20 protein-coding genes are annotated in these 17,291 nt (G+C 67.9%); 11 read left to right on the forward strand and 9 right to left on the reverse strand.

The annotated features are described in order from the left end of the window. Positions 1-56 precede the first annotated feature (56 nt). From ACLBYD_RS17025 to ACLBYD_RS17040, 4 genes are all read right to left on the reverse strand, one after another. Entirely contained in the window at positions 57-308 is a 252-nt protein-coding gene (locus tag ACLBYD_RS17025; protein WP_447817341.1) for a CDGSH iron-sulfur domain-containing protein, read from the reverse strand. 4 nt (positions 309-312) lie between these two features. Then, a complete protein-coding gene (locus ACLBYD_RS17030; RefSeq protein WP_447817365.1) occupies positions 313-939 on the reverse strand; it encodes a HemK2/MTQ2 family protein methyltransferase in 627 nt (208 codons plus the stop codon). A 199-nt stretch (positions 940-1,138) separates the two neighbouring features. Continuing rightward, positions 1,139-2,731: a phytoene desaturase family protein gene (locus ACLBYD_RS17035; RefSeq protein ID WP_447817342.1), complete on the reverse strand. Its 1,593-nt coding sequence runs from the start codon at positions 2,729-2,731 to the stop codon at positions 1,139-1,141. Then, the gene (locus ACLBYD_RS17040) at positions 2,728-3,171 is read right to left on the reverse strand and encodes an SRPBCC family protein (protein ID WP_006553563.1); all 444 of its coding nucleotides are present in this window, start codon (positions 3,169-3,171) and stop codon (positions 2,728-2,730) included. Before ACLBYD_RS17040 ends, ACLBYD_RS17035 begins: the two co-directional genes overlap by 4 nt. A 115-nt stretch (positions 3,172-3,286) precedes the next feature. Between ACLBYD_RS17040 and ACLBYD_RS17045 the strand changes: the two genes are divergently transcribed. Further along, complete coding sequence (locus ACLBYD_RS17045; RefSeq protein ID WP_447817343.1) at positions 3,287-4,246, forward strand: 1-phosphofructokinase family hexose kinase; 960 nt, start codon at positions 3,287-3,289, stop codon at positions 4,244-4,246. Then, positions 4,243-5,034 carry a 5'/3'-nucleotidase SurE gene (surE, locus tag ACLBYD_RS17050; RefSeq protein ID WP_447817344.1) on the forward strand — a complete coding sequence of 264 codons (792 nt, stop codon included), beginning with the start codon at positions 4,243-4,245 and terminating at the stop codon, positions 5,032-5,034. Before ACLBYD_RS17045 ends, surE begins: the two co-directional genes overlap by 4 nt. 107 nt (positions 5,035-5,141) lie before the next feature. On the opposite strand, the gene ACLBYD_RS17055 is transcribed toward surE, so the two are convergent. Then, positions 5,142-6,128, reverse strand: coding sequence for an alpha/beta hydrolase (locus ACLBYD_RS17055; RefSeq protein ID WP_447817345.1), 987 nt, complete (start codon positions 6,126-6,128; stop codon positions 5,142-5,144). Positions 6,129-6,387: 259 nt separating this feature from the next. On the opposite strand from ACLBYD_RS17055, the gene ACLBYD_RS17060 reads away from it, so the two are divergent. The 4 genes from ACLBYD_RS17060 to ACLBYD_RS17075 all read left to right on the forward strand — a co-directional run bounded on the left by ACLBYD_RS17060 (position 6,388) and on the right by ACLBYD_RS17075 (position 10,436). Further along, positions 6,388-7,932 (forward strand): FAD-dependent oxidoreductase, encoded by a 1,545-nt coding sequence (locus ACLBYD_RS17060; RefSeq protein ID WP_447817346.1) that lies wholly within the window; start codon positions 6,388-6,390, stop codon positions 7,930-7,932. An 89-nt stretch (positions 7,933-8,021) separates the two neighbouring features. Then, positions 8,022-8,588 (forward strand): type 1 glutamine amidotransferase domain-containing protein, encoded by a 567-nt coding sequence (locus ACLBYD_RS17065; RefSeq protein ID WP_447817347.1) that lies wholly within the window; start codon positions 8,022-8,024, stop codon positions 8,586-8,588. Positions 8,589-8,692: 104 nt separating this feature from the next. Then, the gene (locus ACLBYD_RS17070) at positions 8,693-8,839 is read left to right on the forward strand and encodes a hypothetical protein (protein ID WP_447817348.1); all 147 of its coding nucleotides are present in this window, start codon (positions 8,693-8,695) and stop codon (positions 8,837-8,839) included. A 139-nt stretch (positions 8,840-8,978) separates the two neighbouring features. Then, on the forward strand, positions 8,979-10,436 hold the full coding sequence (locus ACLBYD_RS17075) for an alpha,alpha-trehalose-phosphate synthase (UDP-forming) (protein ID WP_447817349.1): 1,458 nt from the start codon (positions 8,979-8,981) through the stop codon (positions 10,434-10,436). Positions 10,437-10,534: 98 nt separating this feature from the next. Here ACLBYD_RS17075 and ACLBYD_RS17080 read toward each other — a convergent pair whose 3' ends face one another. Then, positions 10,535-10,735 (reverse strand): hypothetical protein, encoded by a 201-nt coding sequence (locus ACLBYD_RS17080; protein ID WP_060650863.1) that lies wholly within the window; start codon positions 10,733-10,735, stop codon positions 10,535-10,537. A 171-nt stretch (positions 10,736-10,906) separates the two neighbouring features. Here ACLBYD_RS17080 and ACLBYD_RS17085 point away from each other — a divergent pair, with 171 nt between their 5' ends. From ACLBYD_RS17085 to ACLBYD_RS17095, 3 genes are all read left to right on the forward strand, one after another. After that, on the forward strand, positions 10,907-11,620 hold the full coding sequence (locus ACLBYD_RS17085; RefSeq protein ID WP_447817350.1) for a PAS and ANTAR domain-containing protein: 714 nt from the start codon (positions 10,907-10,909) through the stop codon (positions 11,618-11,620). 139 nt (positions 11,621-11,759) lie between these two features. Next, positions 11,760-12,116, forward strand: a complete 357-nt coding sequence (locus ACLBYD_RS17090) for a hypothetical protein (RefSeq protein WP_447817351.1) — start codon at positions 11,760-11,762, stop codon at positions 12,114-12,116. Positions 12,117-12,254: 138 nt separating this feature from the next. After that, the gene (locus ACLBYD_RS17095; RefSeq protein WP_447817366.1) at positions 12,255-13,508 is read left to right on the forward strand and encodes a glycosyltransferase; all 1,254 of its coding nucleotides are present in this window, start codon (positions 12,255-12,257) and stop codon (positions 13,506-13,508) included. A gap of 33 nt (positions 13,509-13,541) precedes the next feature. Here ACLBYD_RS17095 and ACLBYD_RS17100 read toward each other — a convergent pair whose 3' ends face one another. Beyond that, entirely contained in the window at positions 13,542-14,042 is a 501-nt protein-coding gene (locus tag ACLBYD_RS17100; RefSeq protein ID WP_447817352.1) for a hypothetical protein, read from the reverse strand. Between the two features lie 187 nt (positions 14,043-14,229). Continuing rightward, complete coding sequence (locus ACLBYD_RS17105; RefSeq protein WP_060650630.1) at positions 14,230-14,673, reverse strand: STAS domain-containing protein; 444 nt, start codon at positions 14,671-14,673, stop codon at positions 14,230-14,232. 308 nt (positions 14,674-14,981) lie between these two features. Here ACLBYD_RS17105 and ACLBYD_RS17110 point away from each other — a divergent pair, with 308 nt between their 5' ends. After that, the gene (locus tag ACLBYD_RS17110) at positions 14,982-15,401 is read left to right on the forward strand and encodes an ATP-binding protein (protein ID WP_447817353.1); all 420 of its coding nucleotides are present in this window, start codon (positions 14,982-14,984) and stop codon (positions 15,399-15,401) included. Then, complete coding sequence (locus tag ACLBYD_RS17115) at positions 15,398-16,180, forward strand: SigB/SigF/SigG family RNA polymerase sigma factor (protein ID WP_060650629.1); 783 nt, start codon at positions 15,398-15,400, stop codon at positions 16,178-16,180. Before ACLBYD_RS17110 ends, ACLBYD_RS17115 begins: the two co-directional genes overlap by 4 nt. 21 nt (positions 16,181-16,201) lie before the next feature. On the opposite strand, the gene ACLBYD_RS17120 is transcribed toward ACLBYD_RS17115, so the two are convergent. Continuing rightward, positions 16,202-17,260, reverse strand: coding sequence for an NAD(P)-dependent alcohol dehydrogenase (locus ACLBYD_RS17120; protein WP_447817354.1), 1,059 nt, complete (start codon positions 17,258-17,260; stop codon positions 16,202-16,204). Between the last annotated feature and the right edge of the window lie 31 nt (positions 17,261-17,291).

Here is a 17,291-nt window from a genome sequence, read left to right on the forward strand (position 1 = left end):
CGTCCGGGCCGGCCCCTGTGCAGGGACCGGCCCGGACCGGCAGGTTCGTTCGGTGACTAGGTGTCGGTGCGCGCCGCCTTCGGCGTACGGAGTGCGCGATGGCTGGTGTCGCAGAGGGGGTACAGAGCGCTGCGGTGACACCGGCACACGGCCACCACGAAACGGTCCGAGACCGTCTCGGCGCCGTCGTCCTCGACGATCCGCACCGGGCCCTCGACGAGGGTGGGACCGCCCCTCACCTGCCGCACGACCCGTGCTTCGCACTCTCCGTCGGCGGTGAGCTGCGTGATCTTCGGTGCCCTGCTCACATTCTCAACTCCTCGCGCGGGGGCGGTCGGCGCGAACGACGACCACCTCCTCGGTCAGTGCCCCCGGCTCCGCCAGCTGCGACGAGTACAGATAGTCCGTGCGGCTGCGAAGGACCGGTCCGAAGGGGATACGGCTGCGGGCGACGACGGATGCCTTGAGGTCCGCGTCGCGCAGCCGGGACAGTGTCGCCTCCACACCGGTGAACTCGGAGTGCACGATCAGCGCGAATCCGCCGGGCGTGAGCAGGGTGGGCAGGCTGTCGCACAACGGATCGAGCACGCAGCGGCCGTCGGCGCCGGCATCCCAGCGCGGGTCGCGGTTCTCCCCGTCGCACGGAACGTACGGCGGATTCGACAACACGATGTCGAACGGACCGTGGCGCAACGCCTCGTCCAGGCCTCCCTGCCGGGCACGGATCGGCAGCCGGCGCGACCACGCGTTGACGCGGGCGCTGAACACCGCTCGCGGGTTGATGTCGAAGGCCGTCACCGACGAAGCACCGAGCATGGCGGCGTTCACCGCCAGAAATCCTGTCCCGGTGCAGAAGTCGAGCACCTTCGCACCCTTCGTACCGCCTGCGTCCGCAAGCGCGCCTGCGAGCAGATACGAATCCTCCTGGGGGCGGTACACCCCCGGAAGACGCCATACCCGCGGCGAATCCGATCCGTCCAGCGCCAGGGAAGCTGTCACGTCACACCACCTCGGTATCTCGAGTTCGACGGCATCTCCACCACCCCGGGCCGAAGACCCGGATCCGTCCGTTCGCGGGCGGATACCCGCGCGACTTCCGTGTGAAACACGCCACCGTTCAGCGTGGGAGGCCCAGCGGTCACGAGAACAGCAGCCGGCGAGCGGCATTTCGCACGCGTCGGGTCACCGGAGCGGTGCGTTTGCCGTCCGCGAGTGCGGCGTGAGCGGCGTTCCAGCCGCCCATGCCGTGGACTCCCCCGCCCGGATGCGCACCCGAGCTGGCGAGATACACCCCTTCGACCGGGGTTCGCGGTCCGCCGAAACCGGGAGTGGGCCGCAGGAACAACTGCTGGTGGACCTGCGCGGTTCCACCGTTGACGGCGCCGCCGACGAGATTTGCGTCGGCCGCTTCGAGGTCGCCGGGCCGCTGGACGTGCCGGCCGACCACGCGTGCGCCGAAACCCGGTGCGTAGGCCTCGAGTTGCGCGTCGACGCGTTCGGCGAGGTGGTCGGCGGACGCGTCGTCGGTGATGCCCCGCGGCAGATGTGTGTAGGCCCAGCAGCTTTCGGTTCCCTCGGGCGACCGCGTCGTGTCGGTGGTGGTCATCTGCCCGAAGAGCAGGAAGGGCGACTCGGGGACGACCCCGGTGGACAGATCGGCCGACCACCGGATCATCGCGTCCGTATCGGCACCGACGTGCACCGTGCCGGCCCCGCTCAACGAGGGCGAACGCCACGGCACGCGGCCGTCGAGCGCGTAGTTCACCTTCACGACCGGGGTGTCCCATTCGAACTTGCGCAGGTCGTCGAGGACCCGCGACCCGACGGCGTCGGCCGGGAGGAGCCGCGTGTACAGGGCCGGGGCCGAGGTGTCGGCGAGGACGGCGCGTCGCACCTTCACCCGTTCGCCGCCGGCGGTCCGGACTGCGGAGACCTTCCCGCCCTGCACCTCCACGCCGACGACCGGCGAGTCGCACCGCAGCTGGGCGCCCGCCGAGGCGCCGCGCCGGACCAGCGCGTCGGTGAGCGCTCCCGCTCCGCCGACCGGCGCGGGGAACCCGACGTCCTGCGCGAGCATCGTGAGCATGTAGCCCATGACGCCGCTGCCGGGCGCCTCGGGCGGTGTGTCGGCATGCATGGCGTTGCCCAGGAGCAGCAGCCGCGCCGCCGAACCGCCGAACAACTCGGACGACATCCGGGTGACGGGCAGCGCGAGCATGCGCGCGTAGCGCAGCAGATCTCCCGTCTTCATGGTGCGCAGCAGGTCCACGGAACCCCGGACAGGCGGGAACGGACCGAGGAGCAGTTCGAGAAGCGCGCCGCGTACCTGCTTCCACTGGTCGAACAGCGCCAGCCACGCTTCCCCGTCACCGACGTAGCGACGCTCGAGGTCGGCCGCCGTGTCGGTCGGATCCGGAGAGACGACGATCGCGTCCTCGTCGTCGGGGCCCAGCGGGTGACCGAAGGCCTTCGGGGAACGCGCCCAGCGGAGGCCGTGCGACGCGAGATCGAGGGCCTGGAAGGCCGGTGAGGCCACACCGAGCGGATAGAACGCGCTGAACAGATCGGCGCAGTATCCCGGGTGAAGTTCTGCGCTGCGCACCGCTCCACCGGGTTCGGGTTGTTCCTCCAGTACGAGGACGTCCCATCCGGCGTCGGCGAGCACCGCGGCGGCGGTCAGACCATTGGGTCCGGCGCCGATGACGACCGCATCGACCGTCGCGTCGCTCATTCGGTGGCGCCTTCGGCGAGCAGCACCAGCCGTCTCAGGCATTCCTGGTTCCGTGGCAACACCATTTCCTCCTGTACGCGATCGGGGACGAGGGCGTACGGTCCTTCGACGACGTGTTCGGCCATCGTGATGCGGGTGCCGCCGTCGTGGGTGGGTTCGAGCGAGATCGCGATCTCGGCCTTGCCGAACAGCCAGGCACGTGCGCGCAGCACCAGTTGCCGTTCGGGCACCACCTCGCTGACCTCGGTGTGGTCGTCGAGCAGGAGAGGCCACAGACCCACCGAATGATGGATCCGGGTGTCCCGTTGCGGCCAGGCCGGGTCGACGGCCCGGATGCGGGACGCACCCACCACCCATGCCGCGTACCGCCAGCCGTCGGCGAGGATCTCCCATACGCGCGCCGGTGCCACCGAAGTCTCGATCGTCGCGATCCTGGCCATGCCCGCTCCTCATCCTCTGGACGACAGTTCGCTTGCGGCAGACGCATACCCCGCTACCGCAGGTGTCACACGACGCCGGGTGTCATCGCTGTTCGGAGGGGGTATCCGGGCGGGCATGGAAGCCGAGAACACCCCCTCCTCCAACCCGTACGCCTTCGTCTTCGCGCCGTCCCCGCTCCTCACGGTGACCCTCGAGAAGGCACCCGACGGAAGCACCGAGCTGCACGTCCATCCCGGCGGGCAGGGATTCTGGATCGGCCGCATGGCGGCGACCCTGGGAATGGACGTGCATCTGTGCGGACCGTTCGGCGGCGAGTCCGGCACGATCCTCGTCGACATGATGAACCGCGAAGGCGTGACGGTGCATGCCGTGGAGACCGCGTCACCCAACGGTTCCTACATCCACGACCGTCGCGAGGGCGAACGGAAGGAGATCGTGGAGATCGACCCGCCGGCGCTCACCCGGCACGAGACCGACGATCTGTTCAGCGCGTCGCTGGCGTCGGCGATGTGCGCGAAGGTCGCGATGCTGGGCGGACCGCACTGCGACGACGCCGTGCCGACGGAGGTGTACACGCGGCTGTGCTCGGATCTGGGAGCCCTCGGTATCCCGGTCGTCGCCGACCTGTCCGGCCCCACTCTCGGTGCGGCCCTCGAAGGCGGGGTGACCGTGCTGAAGGTGAGCCACGAGGATCTCATCGAGGACGGTCGCGCGAAGTCCGAGGATCTCGACGATCTCATCGAGGCAATGCACCGTCTCCACGACGAAGGCGCCGCTTCGGTGGTGATCTCCCGCGCCGGCGATCCGGCGATCGCACTGGACAACGGAACCATCTGGGAGGTGGAGGCGCCCTCGGTGCAGACGGTGGACCACCACGGTGCCGGTGACTCGATGACCGCCGGCATCGCGTCGGCCTACGCCGCGGGCGCGAAGTTCGAGGACGCGCTGCGTCTCGGCGCCGCAGCAGGTGCGGTCAACGTCACGCGCCGCGGTCTGGCGACGGGGCATCGTGGCGCGGTGGAGAAGATGGCCGAGAAGGTGGAGGTCCGGAAGGTGAAGGGGAAGCGTTCATGAAAGCACTGATCGTCAACGACGACGGCATCGACAGCCCCGGTCTCGCTCTGCTCGCCCGCCTCGCCGTCGAGGCGGGATTCGACGTGCAGGTCGCGGCGCCCCATGTCGAGCGCAGCGGCGCGAGCGCATCGTTGACCGCACTCCAGGACGAGGGAAAACTCCTGCTCAGCCGTCGCCCGATCGACGACCTGCCCGAGGTGGAATCCTATGCGGTGGAGGCCTCTCCGGCGCTGATCACCTTCCTCGCCTCGTACGGCGCGTTCGGGACGGCACCGGACATCGTGTTGTCCGGAATCAACCTGGGCCCCAACACCGGTCACGCGATCCTGCACTCGGGCACGGTCGGTGCGGCGCTGACCGCTGCCAGCCACGGCGCTCGCGCAGTTGCTTTCTCGCTCAACGGCACCGCTCCCTCGCAATGGGAGACCGCCGAACTGGTGGCACGTCGAGCTCTCGACTGGGCGATCGAAAACAGCCGTCCGGGTGCGGTTCTCAACGTCAACATCCCCGACATACCCGTCCACGAGTTGCGTGGATTGCGGAGCGCTCCGCTGGCGGAGTTCGGCGCCGTTCAAGCAGAGATCGGGGAGGTCGAGGACGACGGCGACATCTCCCGCGCCCTGCCGATCACCTTCCGGGCGGTCGAACTCGACGAATCCAACGACAGCGACGCCGTTCTCGTGTGCCAGGGATGGGCGACCGCGACCGTGCTGACGATGCCTTTCGAGGTGGCGGAGGCCGATCTCGGCACTCTGGAGTTCGCCCACTCGGACAGTTCGCAGCAGTAGGATCGGATCCCGCTCGGNGCGGCCCCGACTGTGAAAGATACTCAGGCCCTGCGATTCTCAGACACTGCAGCTCTCAGGCCACTGCACTTCCCAGGCCACTGCGGTTCTCAGGCCACTGCGGAATTCGAGACGTAGCCGGAGATCGGCATCACGACGGACCCTTCCGCGCGACCGGCCGTATCCGTCACGGACTGCACGAACCTGCCGGCCTCGGCGATCGCACGCCGACTCTCGGGAAGACTGTCGGCGAAGATCGGGAACGCGTGCACCTGGTGTCGCCACAGGTGCAGGTCGCAGCTCACGCCGGCCTCCCGGACGGCCCGGGCCATGGATTCGGCGTCGCTGCGCAGCAATTCGTCGTGACCGGCGTGGATCATCACGGGCGGGAGCACACTGAGGTCGTTGTCCAGCGGGCACATCAGCGGTCCGGGCTCCCCGTCGACCGTCAGGCGGGTATGGGTGCCCTCGATGTAGCGCACGAGCGACTGCACGGCCGATCCGGGGAACATGGGGCAGGCCGCCTGCATGTCGTGTTCGGCGCGACGATCCGAATCGAGGTCGACGAGCGGCGACAGCGCGACGATTCCGGCCGGGCGGGGCAGGTCGGATTCCGCGATGGCCAGGGCCGTCATGAACGACAGGTATCCACCGGCGGAGTCGCCTGCGATGACGATGTCCTCTCCGCGATAGCCCTTCTCGCACAACCACTCGTAGCCGCGTACCGCGTCGTCCACCGCGTGCGCGATCGGAGCGTTCGGCAGCATCCGGTAGTCGACGCTGAGAACCGCGCCGTCGGCGCGATCCGACAGGCTCACGGCGAGCGAACGGTGAGTGTTCAGTCCGCACATCAGGAAAGCGCCGCCGTGGAGATACAGCACCGCGCGCTTGGTCGATCGTCCTTCCGCGCGGATCCACTCGGCGCTGCACGTGCCCAGGTCGACGTCCACGTACTGCGCTCCGGAGGGCTTGGGGAGCAGGGACGCAGCGCCGTCGACGATCGACAGTGGCCACGCGAGGTCCGGCCGGGCCATCCATGCCCCGACGACCGGCTTCGCGAGTGCGCGCACCGCGCCCCGAACGACTCGGGAGCGCACGCTACCGCCTCGGTGGGTGCGGCTGACGCCTTCACATCCACCGAAATCGTCGATCTCCGAAGACAGCACTGGAACCTCCCGTGGATCACCCCACGAAACCGGTTGATTTCTTTCGTCTTACGAGGCGTGGTACTGCGGTTTACCCACGCTTGTCCGGAATCGAAACACCCGGTTTCGGGTAACGAACCGGCAAAGTCGGGCGCTGCGCCCTCCCACAGGACCCGTTTACCGACCTGGTCGGGGAGGGTAACCAGCGCGTATGCCTACCGAGACCACGGTGTCCCTCTGGCGGGATCGCGCCTCGCGGACCGCGATGTCCGACCGGACTGCGACGTACGACGACTGGACGGCCCGCCGGGAGCGCTACGACGTCGTGGTCGTCGGCGCCGGGATCACGGGCACCGTGACCGCCCTGCTCCTCGCCGAGCGGGGACTGCGCGTCGCGGTGGTCGAAGCCCGGGACATCGGGGCAGTGACCACCGGAAACACCACCGGTAAGGTCAGCGTCCTCCAGGGCACGCGCCTGTCGCAGATCGGCCGCAGACATTCCGGTGCGATCCGTCAGGGATACGTCGACGGCACCCTCGCGGCGCAACGGTGGGTGGTCGACTTCTGCACGCGGCACGGACTCGACTTCGACCGTGCGGACGCCTATACCTATGCGCAGGACCCGTCGAACGTCGGCATGATCGACGCGGAGTACCACCACTGCCGCGCCGCCGGACTGCCGGCCGAACGGGTCGGCGAGATCCCGCTGCCCTTCGGCGTGGCCGCGGCGGTCACGATCCCCGACCAGGTGCAGGTCGATCCCATGCCCATCCTGTTCACGGCGGTCGACCGGGCACGCACGGCCGGCGCCGAGGTGTTCGTCGGGCGTCGCGTGAAGACCGTGGACACCGAGGACGCAGGATGCATCGTCCGTACCGACGACGGCGACATCCGTGCAGACCGGGTGGTACTCGCGACCGGCATCCCCATCCTCGACCGTGGCGCATTCTTCGCCAGGGTGGAACCCGACCGCTCGTACTCCATCGCCGTCGAGGTGCCCGGTGGGCCTCCGGAGGGGATGTTCCTGTCCGCCGACAGTCCCACCCGCTCGGTCCGCACCGCCTCCGCGACGGGAACGTCCTCGTCGGCCGACCGACTGCTGCTCGTCGGCGGCAACGGGCATGTCGTCGGCCGGCACGATTCGACCCGCTCCGCCTACGACGACCTGCTGCGGTGGAGTCAACGGACCTTCCCCGGCGCCCACGAGCTGTACCGCTGGTCGGCGCAGGACTACACGAACATGGACAGCCTCCCCGAGGTCGGGCCCGTCCTGCCCGGCGCCGACCGGATCTGGGTGGCGACCGGCTTCGGCAAGTGGGGCATGACCGGCGGGGTCGCGGCGGCCCACATCATCGCGTCCCGGTTCTCGGAGTCGCCGGATCCCGAGGTCGAGGCGTGGGCGCCCGCCATGGCGGCATGGCGCACCGAACTGGTGACCGGCACTCCCACCGCAGCCAAACTCAATGCCACCGTCGCATTGCACATGGCCAAGGGCTGGTTGCAGGCCGCGACGTCCTCCGGATCGGAGCCGGAAGAAGGACAGGGACGGGTGGTACGCAGTTGCGGACGTCCCGTCGGCGTGTCCACGGTCGACGGCCGGACGCACCGCGTGAGCGCGGTCTGCCCGCACCTCGGCGGAATCCTGCGGTGGAACGACGCGGAGTCGTCGTGGGACTGCCCGCTGCACGGCTCCCGATTCACTGCCGACGGCACTCTGCTGGAGGGGCCCGCGACCGGCAACCTCTCCCCCAGGTGACGCCGAGGGTGGAAAAGGCGTGAGAGCCCGCGTTTCACACCCACCCGAGCCGGGTAGTTCTGACAGCAGCCGAGAAAGGACACACGAACATGAATTCCGCCGATGGGGCACGACTGTCCGGACTGACCGTCGCAATTCTCGCGACGAACGGAGTCGAGGAGGTCGAGCTCGTCGAGCCGCGTAAGGCTCTCGAGGACGAGGGCGCCACCGTCCGACTCGTCTCGATCGAGCAGGGCGAGATCCAGGCCATGGAGAAGGACGTCAACGCCGCAGGGAAGTACACCGTCGACCACCTCGTCTCGGAGGTCTCCCCCGGCGACTTCGACGGCCTGGTGCTTCCCGGCGGAACCACGAATCCCGATCAGCTGCGCCAGGACGACAAGGCCGTGTGGTTCGTGCGGGAGTTCGTCACCTCCGGGCGCCCGGTCGGCGTGATCTGCCACGGACCGTGGACGCTCGTCGAGGCCGACGTGGTGCGCGACCGCACCCTCACGTCGTACCCGAGCGTTCGTACCGACATCCGCAACGCCGGCGGAAACGTCGTCGATCAGGAGGTGGTCGTCGATCGCAACCTCGTCTCGAGCCGCAACCCGGGCGACCTGCCGGCGTTCTGCAAGGCGCTCATCGATCTCTTCGCGGCGAACCCCGCGAGCTGAACTGTTCGGGCGGCGCACGCCGCAGGCCCGCCCTCGTCAATTCACCGACCGCGACCGCAGAGGTTCCGGTCTGTATCCAGCTGTTTTCCGAAAGGACCTCGACGATGCTCGAGCAGAGCCCCGTTTCCGGCGCCACCGTCTTCCCCTCCGCGTCCCTCCACCAGGGCGTTCGATTCAGCACCGCGGAGATCAAGAAGCGTATCGACGAAATGTTCGACAACTCGGCCGCTCCCGTGCCGAGCGAGAGCTGATCTCCCGAAGAACTGCTGGTCGAAGGCCCGCAGCGGCGCTCGCGGTTTGCGGCCCCCTACCCGCCTTGATAACAAGAAGCAGTCGATTTCGAACATGTGGGATTGGTTCGCCGTAAGGCGGTTGCACGAAGGCGGGAATATGAACGAGCCGAACTCCGACGATTTCGTCGTGGTCGCCAACCGTCTGCCGGTGGATATGGAGACGCCGGCCGACGGCGGCCCGCCGGTCTGGCGACGCAGCCCCGGTGGTCTGGTGACCGCGATGGAGACCGTCCTGAGGTCCAACAGCGGCGCCTGGGTCGGCTGGCCCGGCACTCCCGACGTGACGGTCGATCCTTTCGAGGAGGACGGGCTCTCGCTGTATCCGGTGGAGCTGTCCGCCCAGGAGGTCGAGGAGTACTACGAGGGTTTCTCGAACGACACTCTGTGGCCGCTCTATCACGACGCGCTCATCCCACCTACCTTCGATCGCCGCTGGTGGCAGACCTACCGCGCGGTCAACAAGCGATTCGCCGAGGCCGCGGCCCGCGCCGCCGCCCCCGGGGCGACGGTGTGGGTGCACGACTACCAGCTCCAGCTCGTTCCCCGGATGCTGCGCGAGCTCCGGCCCGACGTCACCATCGGCTTCTTCCTCCACATCCCTTTCCCGCCCACCGAACTCTTCCTGCAGTTGCCCTGGCGGAAGGCGATCGTCGACGGTCTGCTCGGTGCCGATCTCGTCGGTTTCCATCTCCCCGGCGGGGCGCAGAACTTCGTCTACCTCGCCAACCGGCTCTTCGGACTCCCGGCACCGCGGGGGACCTCGTCCGGCGGCACCATCGATCTCGGCGACCGGCAGGTCCGCGTCGACGCCTACCCGATCTCCATCGACTCCGCGCAGCTCCGGGAACGTTCCGGAGACAAGGATATTCGAGAACGCGCTGCCGAGATCCGCAGGGATCTGGGCGATCCGGAGGTCATGCTGCTCGGCGTCGACCGTCTCGACTACACCAAGGGAATCGACGTACGCCTCGAGGCTCTGCACGAGCTGTTCGCCGAAGGCACCCTCGATCCCGAGAAGGTCGTGATGGTGCAGTTGGCGACGCCGAGTCGTGAGCGGTTGACGGCGTACGCACAACTCCGCGACCAGGTGGAGCGCGAAGTCGGGCGGATCAACGGCGAGTTCGCCCGGCTCGGTTCCCCTGTCGTCCACTACCTCCACGCCTCGGTCGACCGCGACGAACTGCTCGCGATGTACACGGGCGCCGACGTCATGCTGGTCACTCCCCTGCGCGACGGCATGAACCTCGTCGCCAAGGAGTACGTCGCCTGCCACGGCGACGGCAGCGGTTCGCTGGTACTCAGCGAATTCGCCGGGGCGGCAGCGGAACTCCGCCGAGCCCTCCTCGTCAACCCGCATGATCTCGAAGGCGTCAAGCGCGCGATCGTGGAGGCGATCGAGGAGGACCCCGCCGAACGGAAGAGGCGCATGAAGACCATGCACGCGCACGTCATGGAGCACGACGTCGCCCGCTGGTCGCGCACCTTCCTCGAGGACCTGCGGGCCACCTCGGGTGCGCACGTCGCGGCCTCCGAAAGCTGGACCACCGAAAGCTAGGTCACCGAAAGCCGGGCCGCGGGNTCTCCGGCGTGTACCGGAGAGGGACCCGCGTGCCCCGAACCTCGAAGAGCTGCAGACCCGAAGAGAAAGCAGACCTACTGACTCGGCTGCGGCACCTCGCACTCGACCTCGGGATTGACGCCCGCATAGTTGAGCGGCCCGGCCACCACCGTAACCGCCACCGTCGCGAGACTGCTGCAGTTCTGGTCCGAGTCGCTGAAGTAGCCGCGCTGACCGGCCGCCACCGCACCGATGATCAACCAGACCAGGACCACGAGACTCAACAATCGCACGATCTCACCTCGATCCGTCCCACACGCCGGACCGTCCGGCCGGGTAGCAGTACCCGAGACGGAAACCGAACAAACGCACCGAGGAACATGATCCGGTCGTAACGGACGCACCATCTCTCATCCGTACATCCGGGGTGTGAAACATCGTGTGGGAGTACCGGCATAATCATTCTTATGACCGATTCGCCCACCGATGAAGCGTTGAGCCGGATCCTCGCCGACGACGTCTCCCGGCACGTCGGCAGCTTCCGATACCTGTCGACCGACGATTCGTGGGAATGGTCGGCTTCCGTCGCCCGGATACACGGCTACGAACCGGGCACCGTCGAGCCCACGACCGAGCTCGTCCTCCGGCACAAACACCCCGACGACAGGGAGGACATCACGACCCTTCTCACCTCCGTCCGTACCACGGGTGAACCGTTCAGCAGCCGGCACCGGATCGTCGACACCCGAGGCACGATCAGACATGTCGTCGTGATCGGCGATCGCATCGTGGACGAGGACGGCACGGTTCTCGGCACGTCGGGGTTCTATCTCGACCTGACCGACGCTCTCGAGGAGGACCTGCGGGCAGCGGTCGACGCCGCGATGGGCTCACTGGCGGACGCCCGCGCCGTCATCGAACAGGCCAAGGGTGCTCTCATGCTGGCGTACACGATCCCGGCCGAGCGCGCGTTCGAGATCCTGGTGTGGCGTTCCCAGGAGACGAACGTCAAGCTGCGTGCACTCGCCGAACGGCTCGTACACGAGATCTCGACCACCCCCGGGATCCTCGAAGAGTTCCGCGGCCGTTTCGATCACCTGTTCCTCACTGTGCACCAACGAATCCGATCGCGCGACCCGCTCCCCTCCCCGATCGAGCGACCCGCTCCCCTCCCCGATTGAGCGACCCGCTCCCCTCCCCGATTGAGCGACCCGCTCCCCTCCCCGATTGAGCGACCCGCTCCGGGGTACCCGAAGGGGGAGTCGCGTTCGGCGCCGCGCCGGTCGCTGCGCACGTGCGCCCTTCGACGTGAGGAGAGCCATGACCCAGGATGTGGAGAAACGTTGGAACGACCCCCGCACGGCCCGTAAGGCCACCGTTTACGCAGGAGGCGTAATCGTCGCTGCGCTCGTGGTGATGGGCGTCGCCATCCTCTGGGGCACGAACTCCGGACAGGACTGCAGCGACGCCGCATTCGCGGTGTGCACCGATCCCGCCCGCCAGATCCTGGTCTTCGGACCCACACTCGTGCTCCTGCTCGGCGGACTCGGCGCACTGCTGACGGCCTACCGCACGTGGAAGCGCGGCGGTCGTTGGCCGATCTGGCAGGGCGCAGGATGGGTACTGCTGGTGCTGATGGTCGTCTACGCCACCATCTCCGCCCGCGCCATCATCTGATCCGGGACCGGTCGTCCCGGCCCTGTGCGGCCGGAGCCACCGACCCCACACGAACGAACAGGTGGGACAGCAGCGTATTTCGGTTCGTACCGGCGCGCCGTGACCGGTTTATCCCCCACCACACACGGGAATACCGCTGTGGTGAAGATCGCGATGGTTGCCGGACAAGTGAATCCCCTGCTCGGTCACGGCGCGCACGCAGATGCGCCGCCGCAAGGACTGCACGTCCACCTGGCCGAACTGTCCTCCGCCCTCGCCGGGGCCGGTCACGAGGTGGTGGTCTACACACGCCGCGAGGACCGCGACGGCCCCGACCGGATCTCCGCCCCCGGTGGATACGAGGTGGTGCAGGTACCGGCAGGACCACCGTCCCCGCTGCGTCCCGACGAAACCGCCTCTGCGATGGGGGAATTCGGGAGCTTCCTGGATCGGGAGTGGCGCCAGCGGCCACCGGACATCACCCACGCCCACTACTGGCTGTCCGGACTGGCCACGCAGCTCGCCACCCGCTCGCTGGGCATCCCCACGGTTCAGACCTTCCACTCCCTCGGCACGGTCGAGCACCGCATCCGGGAGAAGACGGCGATGGACGCATCCGCGCGCGACCGAATCCGCTTGGAGCGACTCATCGCCCGAGGCGCGACGCGCATGATCGCGACGAGTTCCGACGAGGTGTTCGAACTGGCGCGCATGGGCCTCCCCCGCACGCGGACCACGGTGGTGCCGAGCGGAGTGGATGCCGCGCACTACAGCACCGCCGCCGCTCCCGACACCACGAGGACCCGCAAGCATCGTCTGCTCACAGCCGGTCCTCTCGAACCGAGCTCCGGATTCGACATCGCCATCGAAGCGCTGGCGGGCCTTCCCGATACCGAACTCGTCATCGCCGCGTATCCCGCTCCCCCGTACCTGTCGCGCCGATCCGACGAGCAGGAGAAGTCCCGTCTCGTGAAGCTCGCACGCGTACGCGGTGTGCAGGGACGCGTCCGGATCCGACGCGACGTGGGGCGGGACGTGATGCCCGGTCTGCTCCTGTCCGCCGACGTCGTGGTCTCCACCCCCTGGCACGATCCGTCGGGGATGTTGGCCCTGCAGGCGATGTCGTGTGGTCGCCCCATCATCGCAACCGCCTCCGGAGGAATGCTCGACACCGTGCTCGACGACGCCACCGGTCTTCTCGTGCCCACCCGCTCCCCGGAGGCCGTCGCGGCAGCCGCGCGCCGGCTCCTCTCCGATGCGACGACACGCGCCACCTTCGGTATCGCCGGACGCGACCGCGTGCTCGCTCGGTACACCTGGAATCGCGTGGCGGAGGACACCCTTCGCGCCTACGAACGGTGCGTGCCGGTCCGGCGTACTGCACACCGGACCGCACGGACCGGTGTGCAGTAGCGCCCGTCGAACTCGGCACATGCACCGGAACGATCAGGGACGGAAGTCCTGATCGTTCCGGTGCGCACCCGCCCCGCCGACATCGCCGATGCGGCCCTCGCCGCCGGGCACCGAGTTCGACGTCGGCGAACCTGCCGTTCCCGAAGCCGAATCCCCGCGGTGGTCACCGCGATCGGCACGCTCCGACGAACGGGGATCCAGCTCCTCCGCACGGCGGCGACGCTCGTCGAGTTCGGTGCGCGCAGCTTCGGCGGTACGACGTTCGTCTTCGGAGCGGGCGCGCAGCCGCTCCGCCTCGGCCGCCTTGGCTTCGGCTTCCGCCGCGGCGCGGCGGGCCTCCGCTTCGGTGCGTTCGGCCGACGCGGCCCGTTGTTCGACTCCCGGCCTGTTCTCCTCGACGCTGCGACGCAGACGTTCGGCTTCGGCACGCCGTCGCTCGGCACGCCGGTTGCGAAGCGTCCACACCAGCACGGCCAGCACCACCAACGCGACGACCACCGCTATCACCAGCAGAATCCAGTCGTTCGTGCTCATCTCGACCTCCTCGGGTTCACCAGCGGGTTCCCCCGCGTCGAAGTGACGAAACGGGCAGGTCGGGCCGGTCGGTGGATCGGAGGCGGCCCCGAACGAACCGTTGCCGCCCGGGAAACCCGAACGGCAACGGTATGGAGGGGCGTGGCGGATTGCGTACCACGCCGTGTGGTCGACTCTCCCGATCCTTCTAGGTCACAGGAGCGACCGCAGCGAGCGCCGCTTCACGTGTCTTGCAGGCCTTGGCGGCGATGGCCTCATCGGCGACGCGGAGCAACCGTTCCACGGGCCGCCCACTCAGAAGAGCCCAGCGGACGTTCAGGGCACGCGCACGTTCGTCGAGATCGTCGAAGACCGACAACCCGGCCGCACCGAAGAATTCGACTGCTCCGAGATCGACGACCATACGGATCGATTCTTCGAGCTGCCGATGGGTGAACGCGTGGAGAGCGTGTGCGTTGCGGATGTCGATCTCGCCTCGCACGTCGATCCAGACGAGGTCCGGTTCGATCTTCTGCGCACTGAATTCCGCGCCGACGGCCCGTTCTGCGGGAATGTCGGACCTGATCGGCCGAGCCGACCACCCGGATGGGACGGAATCTACCTGTGCGGCAATTCGCTGAGGAACTGTCATAGCACTTCCCAACATCGAAAATTGCAGGAAGCACGACCTACGAGACAGGCACAACCGGTGACCGATCGGAACCCTCCCGAAACGGGGGTGCTTCCGTGTTCTCGGCTGTGTGCTCAACCTTCTGCCGCAACAGTAGTCCACGAACCACGGGCACTCAACACGTCGATCGTGCATTTCGGGCATGTTGCGGACCCCTGCCCAGGTCACGGCGGATGGATTGAATTCGCGGTATCTGGGTAATCTCTCCGACGACCAGACAGACACGACCCGCTCGTACCCCCACTCCCCGTACTGGAGACATCAGGCTCATGGCAAAATCCGCGTCGATCGAATCGGCACGCGACCACAATCCCCCGGTAGTCGAACTTCGAGTAGAGGCCCATCCCGATCAGCTCGCAGTGCTCCGAGCGGTAGCCGCCGCGATCGCGCTGCAGCACGACTTCGACCTCGACACCGTGGCGGACGTGAAGCTCGCCGTCGACGAAGCGGCCACGCGGCTGATCATGGGCGCTCCCGAGGACGCGGTTCTGGCGTGCTCCTTCCGGGCCGCCCTTCCGCTGCTGCACATCAGCCTCTCGGCACCGACGAACGACGCCTCCGCGATCGGGCAGCCGCGCTCCTTCGGATGGCACGTGCTCAACTCGCTGACCGAGTCCATCTCGGTGACGAGCGACGACTCGCGTGCCACGATCGACATGGCCATCGCCGAAGGCAGCGCCGATCGGTGACGCGCAACACGGGTAGGTCGAGCGACGAGTACGCCGACGTCACCGAAACGCTGAGAACACTCCTCGCACTCGAGGAGGGCGACCCCGGTCGCATCCGCATCCGCGACGAAGTGGTCGAGCGGTGCCTTCCGCTCGCCGAGCACATCGCCCGTCGTTTCGACGGACGCGGTGAGGCCTTCGAGGATCTGCTGCAGGTCGCGCGACTGGGCCTGGTCAACGCGGTCGACCGGTTCGACCCCGAACGCGGCTCGGATTTCGTCTCCTTCGCGGTCCCCACGATCATGGGTGAGGTGCGCCGGCACTTCCGTGACGCCGGCTGGGCCGTTCGTGTGCCGAGGCGCATGAAGGAACTGCATCTGTCCCTGAGCAAGGCCACCTCCGAGCTCTCCCAGCGACTCGGACGCGCGCCCACCGCCTCCGAGCTCGCCGAGGAACTCGGCATCGATCAGGAGGAGGTGCTGCAGGGTCTCGTGGCCGGCAACGCCTACCAGACGGTGTCGGTGGACCGGTCGTCTCCGTCCGGCGACGACGGGCTCACCCTCGCCGACACCCTCGGCGACTACGACGCCGCGCTCGACGAGGTCGAGAACCACGAGGCGCTGCGGCCGCTGCTCGAGGCCCTTCCGGCGCGCGAACGCACGGTCGTCCTGCTGCGCTTCTTCGGCAACATGACGCAGACGCAGATCGCCGAGCGCGTGGGTGTCTCGCAGATGCACGTGTCGCGTCTGCTCACGAAGACCCTCGCGCAGCTCCGCGAGCAGCTCGGCGACAACTTCTGACGTAGTCGANCGTCGACACGCTCAGAACGTCGAAGCGTCGATCACGAACCGATAGCGCACGTCACTGGCAACCACACGGTCGTATGCCTCGTCGATACGGTCCGCGGAGATCAGCTCGATCTCCGCCCCGATGCCGTGCTCTGCGCAGAAGTCGAGCATCTCCTGCGTGTCGGGGATGCCGCCGACGTTCGATCCGGCCATCGCACGATCGTTCATCGCGAGCGAGAACGCCCGCACCGACAGCGGCTTCTCGGGCAGGCCGAGGCCGACGAGGGTGCCGTGCAGCCGCAGCAACGACAGGTAGCGGTCGAGGTCGAGGTTGACCGAGACGGTGTTGAGGATCAGGTCGAACTTCCCGCGCAACTCCTTGAAGGTCGACTCGTCCTCGGTGGATCGGTAGTCGACCGCCCCGAATCGCAGGCCGTCGTCCCGCTTCGACAGCGAGTGGCCGAGCACGGTCACCTCCGCGCCCATCGCTGCAGCGATCTTCACACCGACGTGCCCGAGGCCGCCCATGCCGATGATCGCGACCTTGCTGCCCGGTCCCGCATTCCACCGCTTCAGCGGCGAGTACAGGGTGATTCCCGCGCACAGCAGAGGTGCCGTGGCGGCCGGGTCGAGTCCGTCGGGAATCCTCAGGACGAAGTGTTCGGTGACGACGATGTGCGTGGAGTAGCCGCCCTGGGTGACGGTGCCGTCGCGGTCGACGGAGTTGTAGGTCCCCGTCACCCGATTGGTGCAGTGCTGTTCGAATCCTGTTCGGCAGGGATCACATTCGCCACAGGAGTTCACGAAGCAGCCCACGCCGACGCGGTCTCCGACGGCGTGTTCCGTGACATCGGAACCGACGGCGGCGACGGTGCCTACGATCTCGTGACCCGGCACGATCGGGTATTTGGTTCCGCCCCATTCGTTCCGGGCGGTGTGGATATCGGAATGGCAGATGCCGGCGAACTCGATGGCGATGAGTACGTCGAGCGGACCGAGGGCACGTCGTTCGACGGTGGTCTTCGACAGGGGCGCATCGGGCGCGGCGGCGGCGTAGGCGGCGACAGTGGTCGTACCGGTTGTGGACGTCATTCCTCCACAACTACTCCGCCTCACGACGACG

The organism is Rhodococcus sp. C26F (assembly GCF_053345925.1).

What these genes read in the sequence shown, in the direction of transcription:
- surE (WP_447817344.1), top strand. Translation starts at nt 4,243, where the DNA reads ATGAAAGCACTGATCGTCAACGACGACGGCATCGACAGCCCCGGTCTC.
- ACLBYD_RS17110 (WP_447817353.1), top strand. Translation starts at nt 14,982, where the DNA reads ATGGCAAAATCCGCGTCGATCGAATCGGCACGCGACCACAATCCCCCG.
- ACLBYD_RS17045 (WP_447817343.1), top strand. Translation starts at nt 3,287, where the DNA reads ATGGAAGCCGAGAACACCCCCTCCTCCAACCCGTACGCCTTCGTCTTC.
- ACLBYD_RS17070 (WP_447817348.1), top strand. Translation starts at nt 8,693, where the DNA reads ATGCTCGAGCAGAGCCCCGTTTCCGGCGCCACCGTCTTCCCCTCCGCG.
- ACLBYD_RS17120 (WP_447817354.1), bottom strand. Translation starts at nt 17,260, where the DNA reads ATGACGTCCACAACCGGTACGACCACTGTCGCCGCCTACGCCGCCGCC.
- ACLBYD_RS17085 (WP_447817350.1), top strand. Translation starts at nt 10,907, where the DNA reads ATGACCGATTCGCCCACCGATGAAGCGTTGAGCCGGATCCTCGCCGAC.
- ACLBYD_RS17100 (WP_447817352.1), bottom strand. Translation starts at nt 14,042, where the DNA reads ATGAGCACGAACGACTGGATTCTGCTGGTGATAGCGGTGGTCGTCGCG.
- ACLBYD_RS17065 (WP_447817347.1), top strand. Translation starts at nt 8,022, where the DNA reads ATGAATTCCGCCGATGGGGCACGACTGTCCGGACTGACCGTCGCAATT.
- ACLBYD_RS17090 (WP_447817351.1), top strand. Translation starts at nt 11,760, where the DNA reads ATGACCCAGGATGTGGAGAAACGTTGGAACGACCCCCGCACGGCCCGT.
- ACLBYD_RS17060 (WP_447817346.1), top strand. Translation starts at nt 6,388, where the DNA reads ATGCCTACCGAGACCACGGTGTCCCTCTGGCGGGATCGCGCCTCGCGG.
- ACLBYD_RS17075 (WP_447817349.1), top strand. Translation starts at nt 8,979, where the DNA reads ATGAACGAGCCGAACTCCGACGATTTCGTCGTGGTCGCCAACCGTCTG.
- ACLBYD_RS17040 (WP_006553563.1), bottom strand. Translation starts at nt 3,171, where the DNA reads ATGGCCAGGATCGCGACGATCGAGACTTCGGTGGCACCGGCGCGCGTA.
- ACLBYD_RS17105 (WP_060650630.1), bottom strand. Translation starts at nt 14,673, where the DNA reads ATGACAGTTCCTCAGCGAATTGCCGCACAGGTAGATTCCGTCCCATCC.
- ACLBYD_RS17035 (WP_447817342.1), bottom strand. Translation starts at nt 2,731, where the DNA reads ATGAGCGACGCGACGGTCGATGCGGTCGTCATCGGCGCCGGACCCAAT.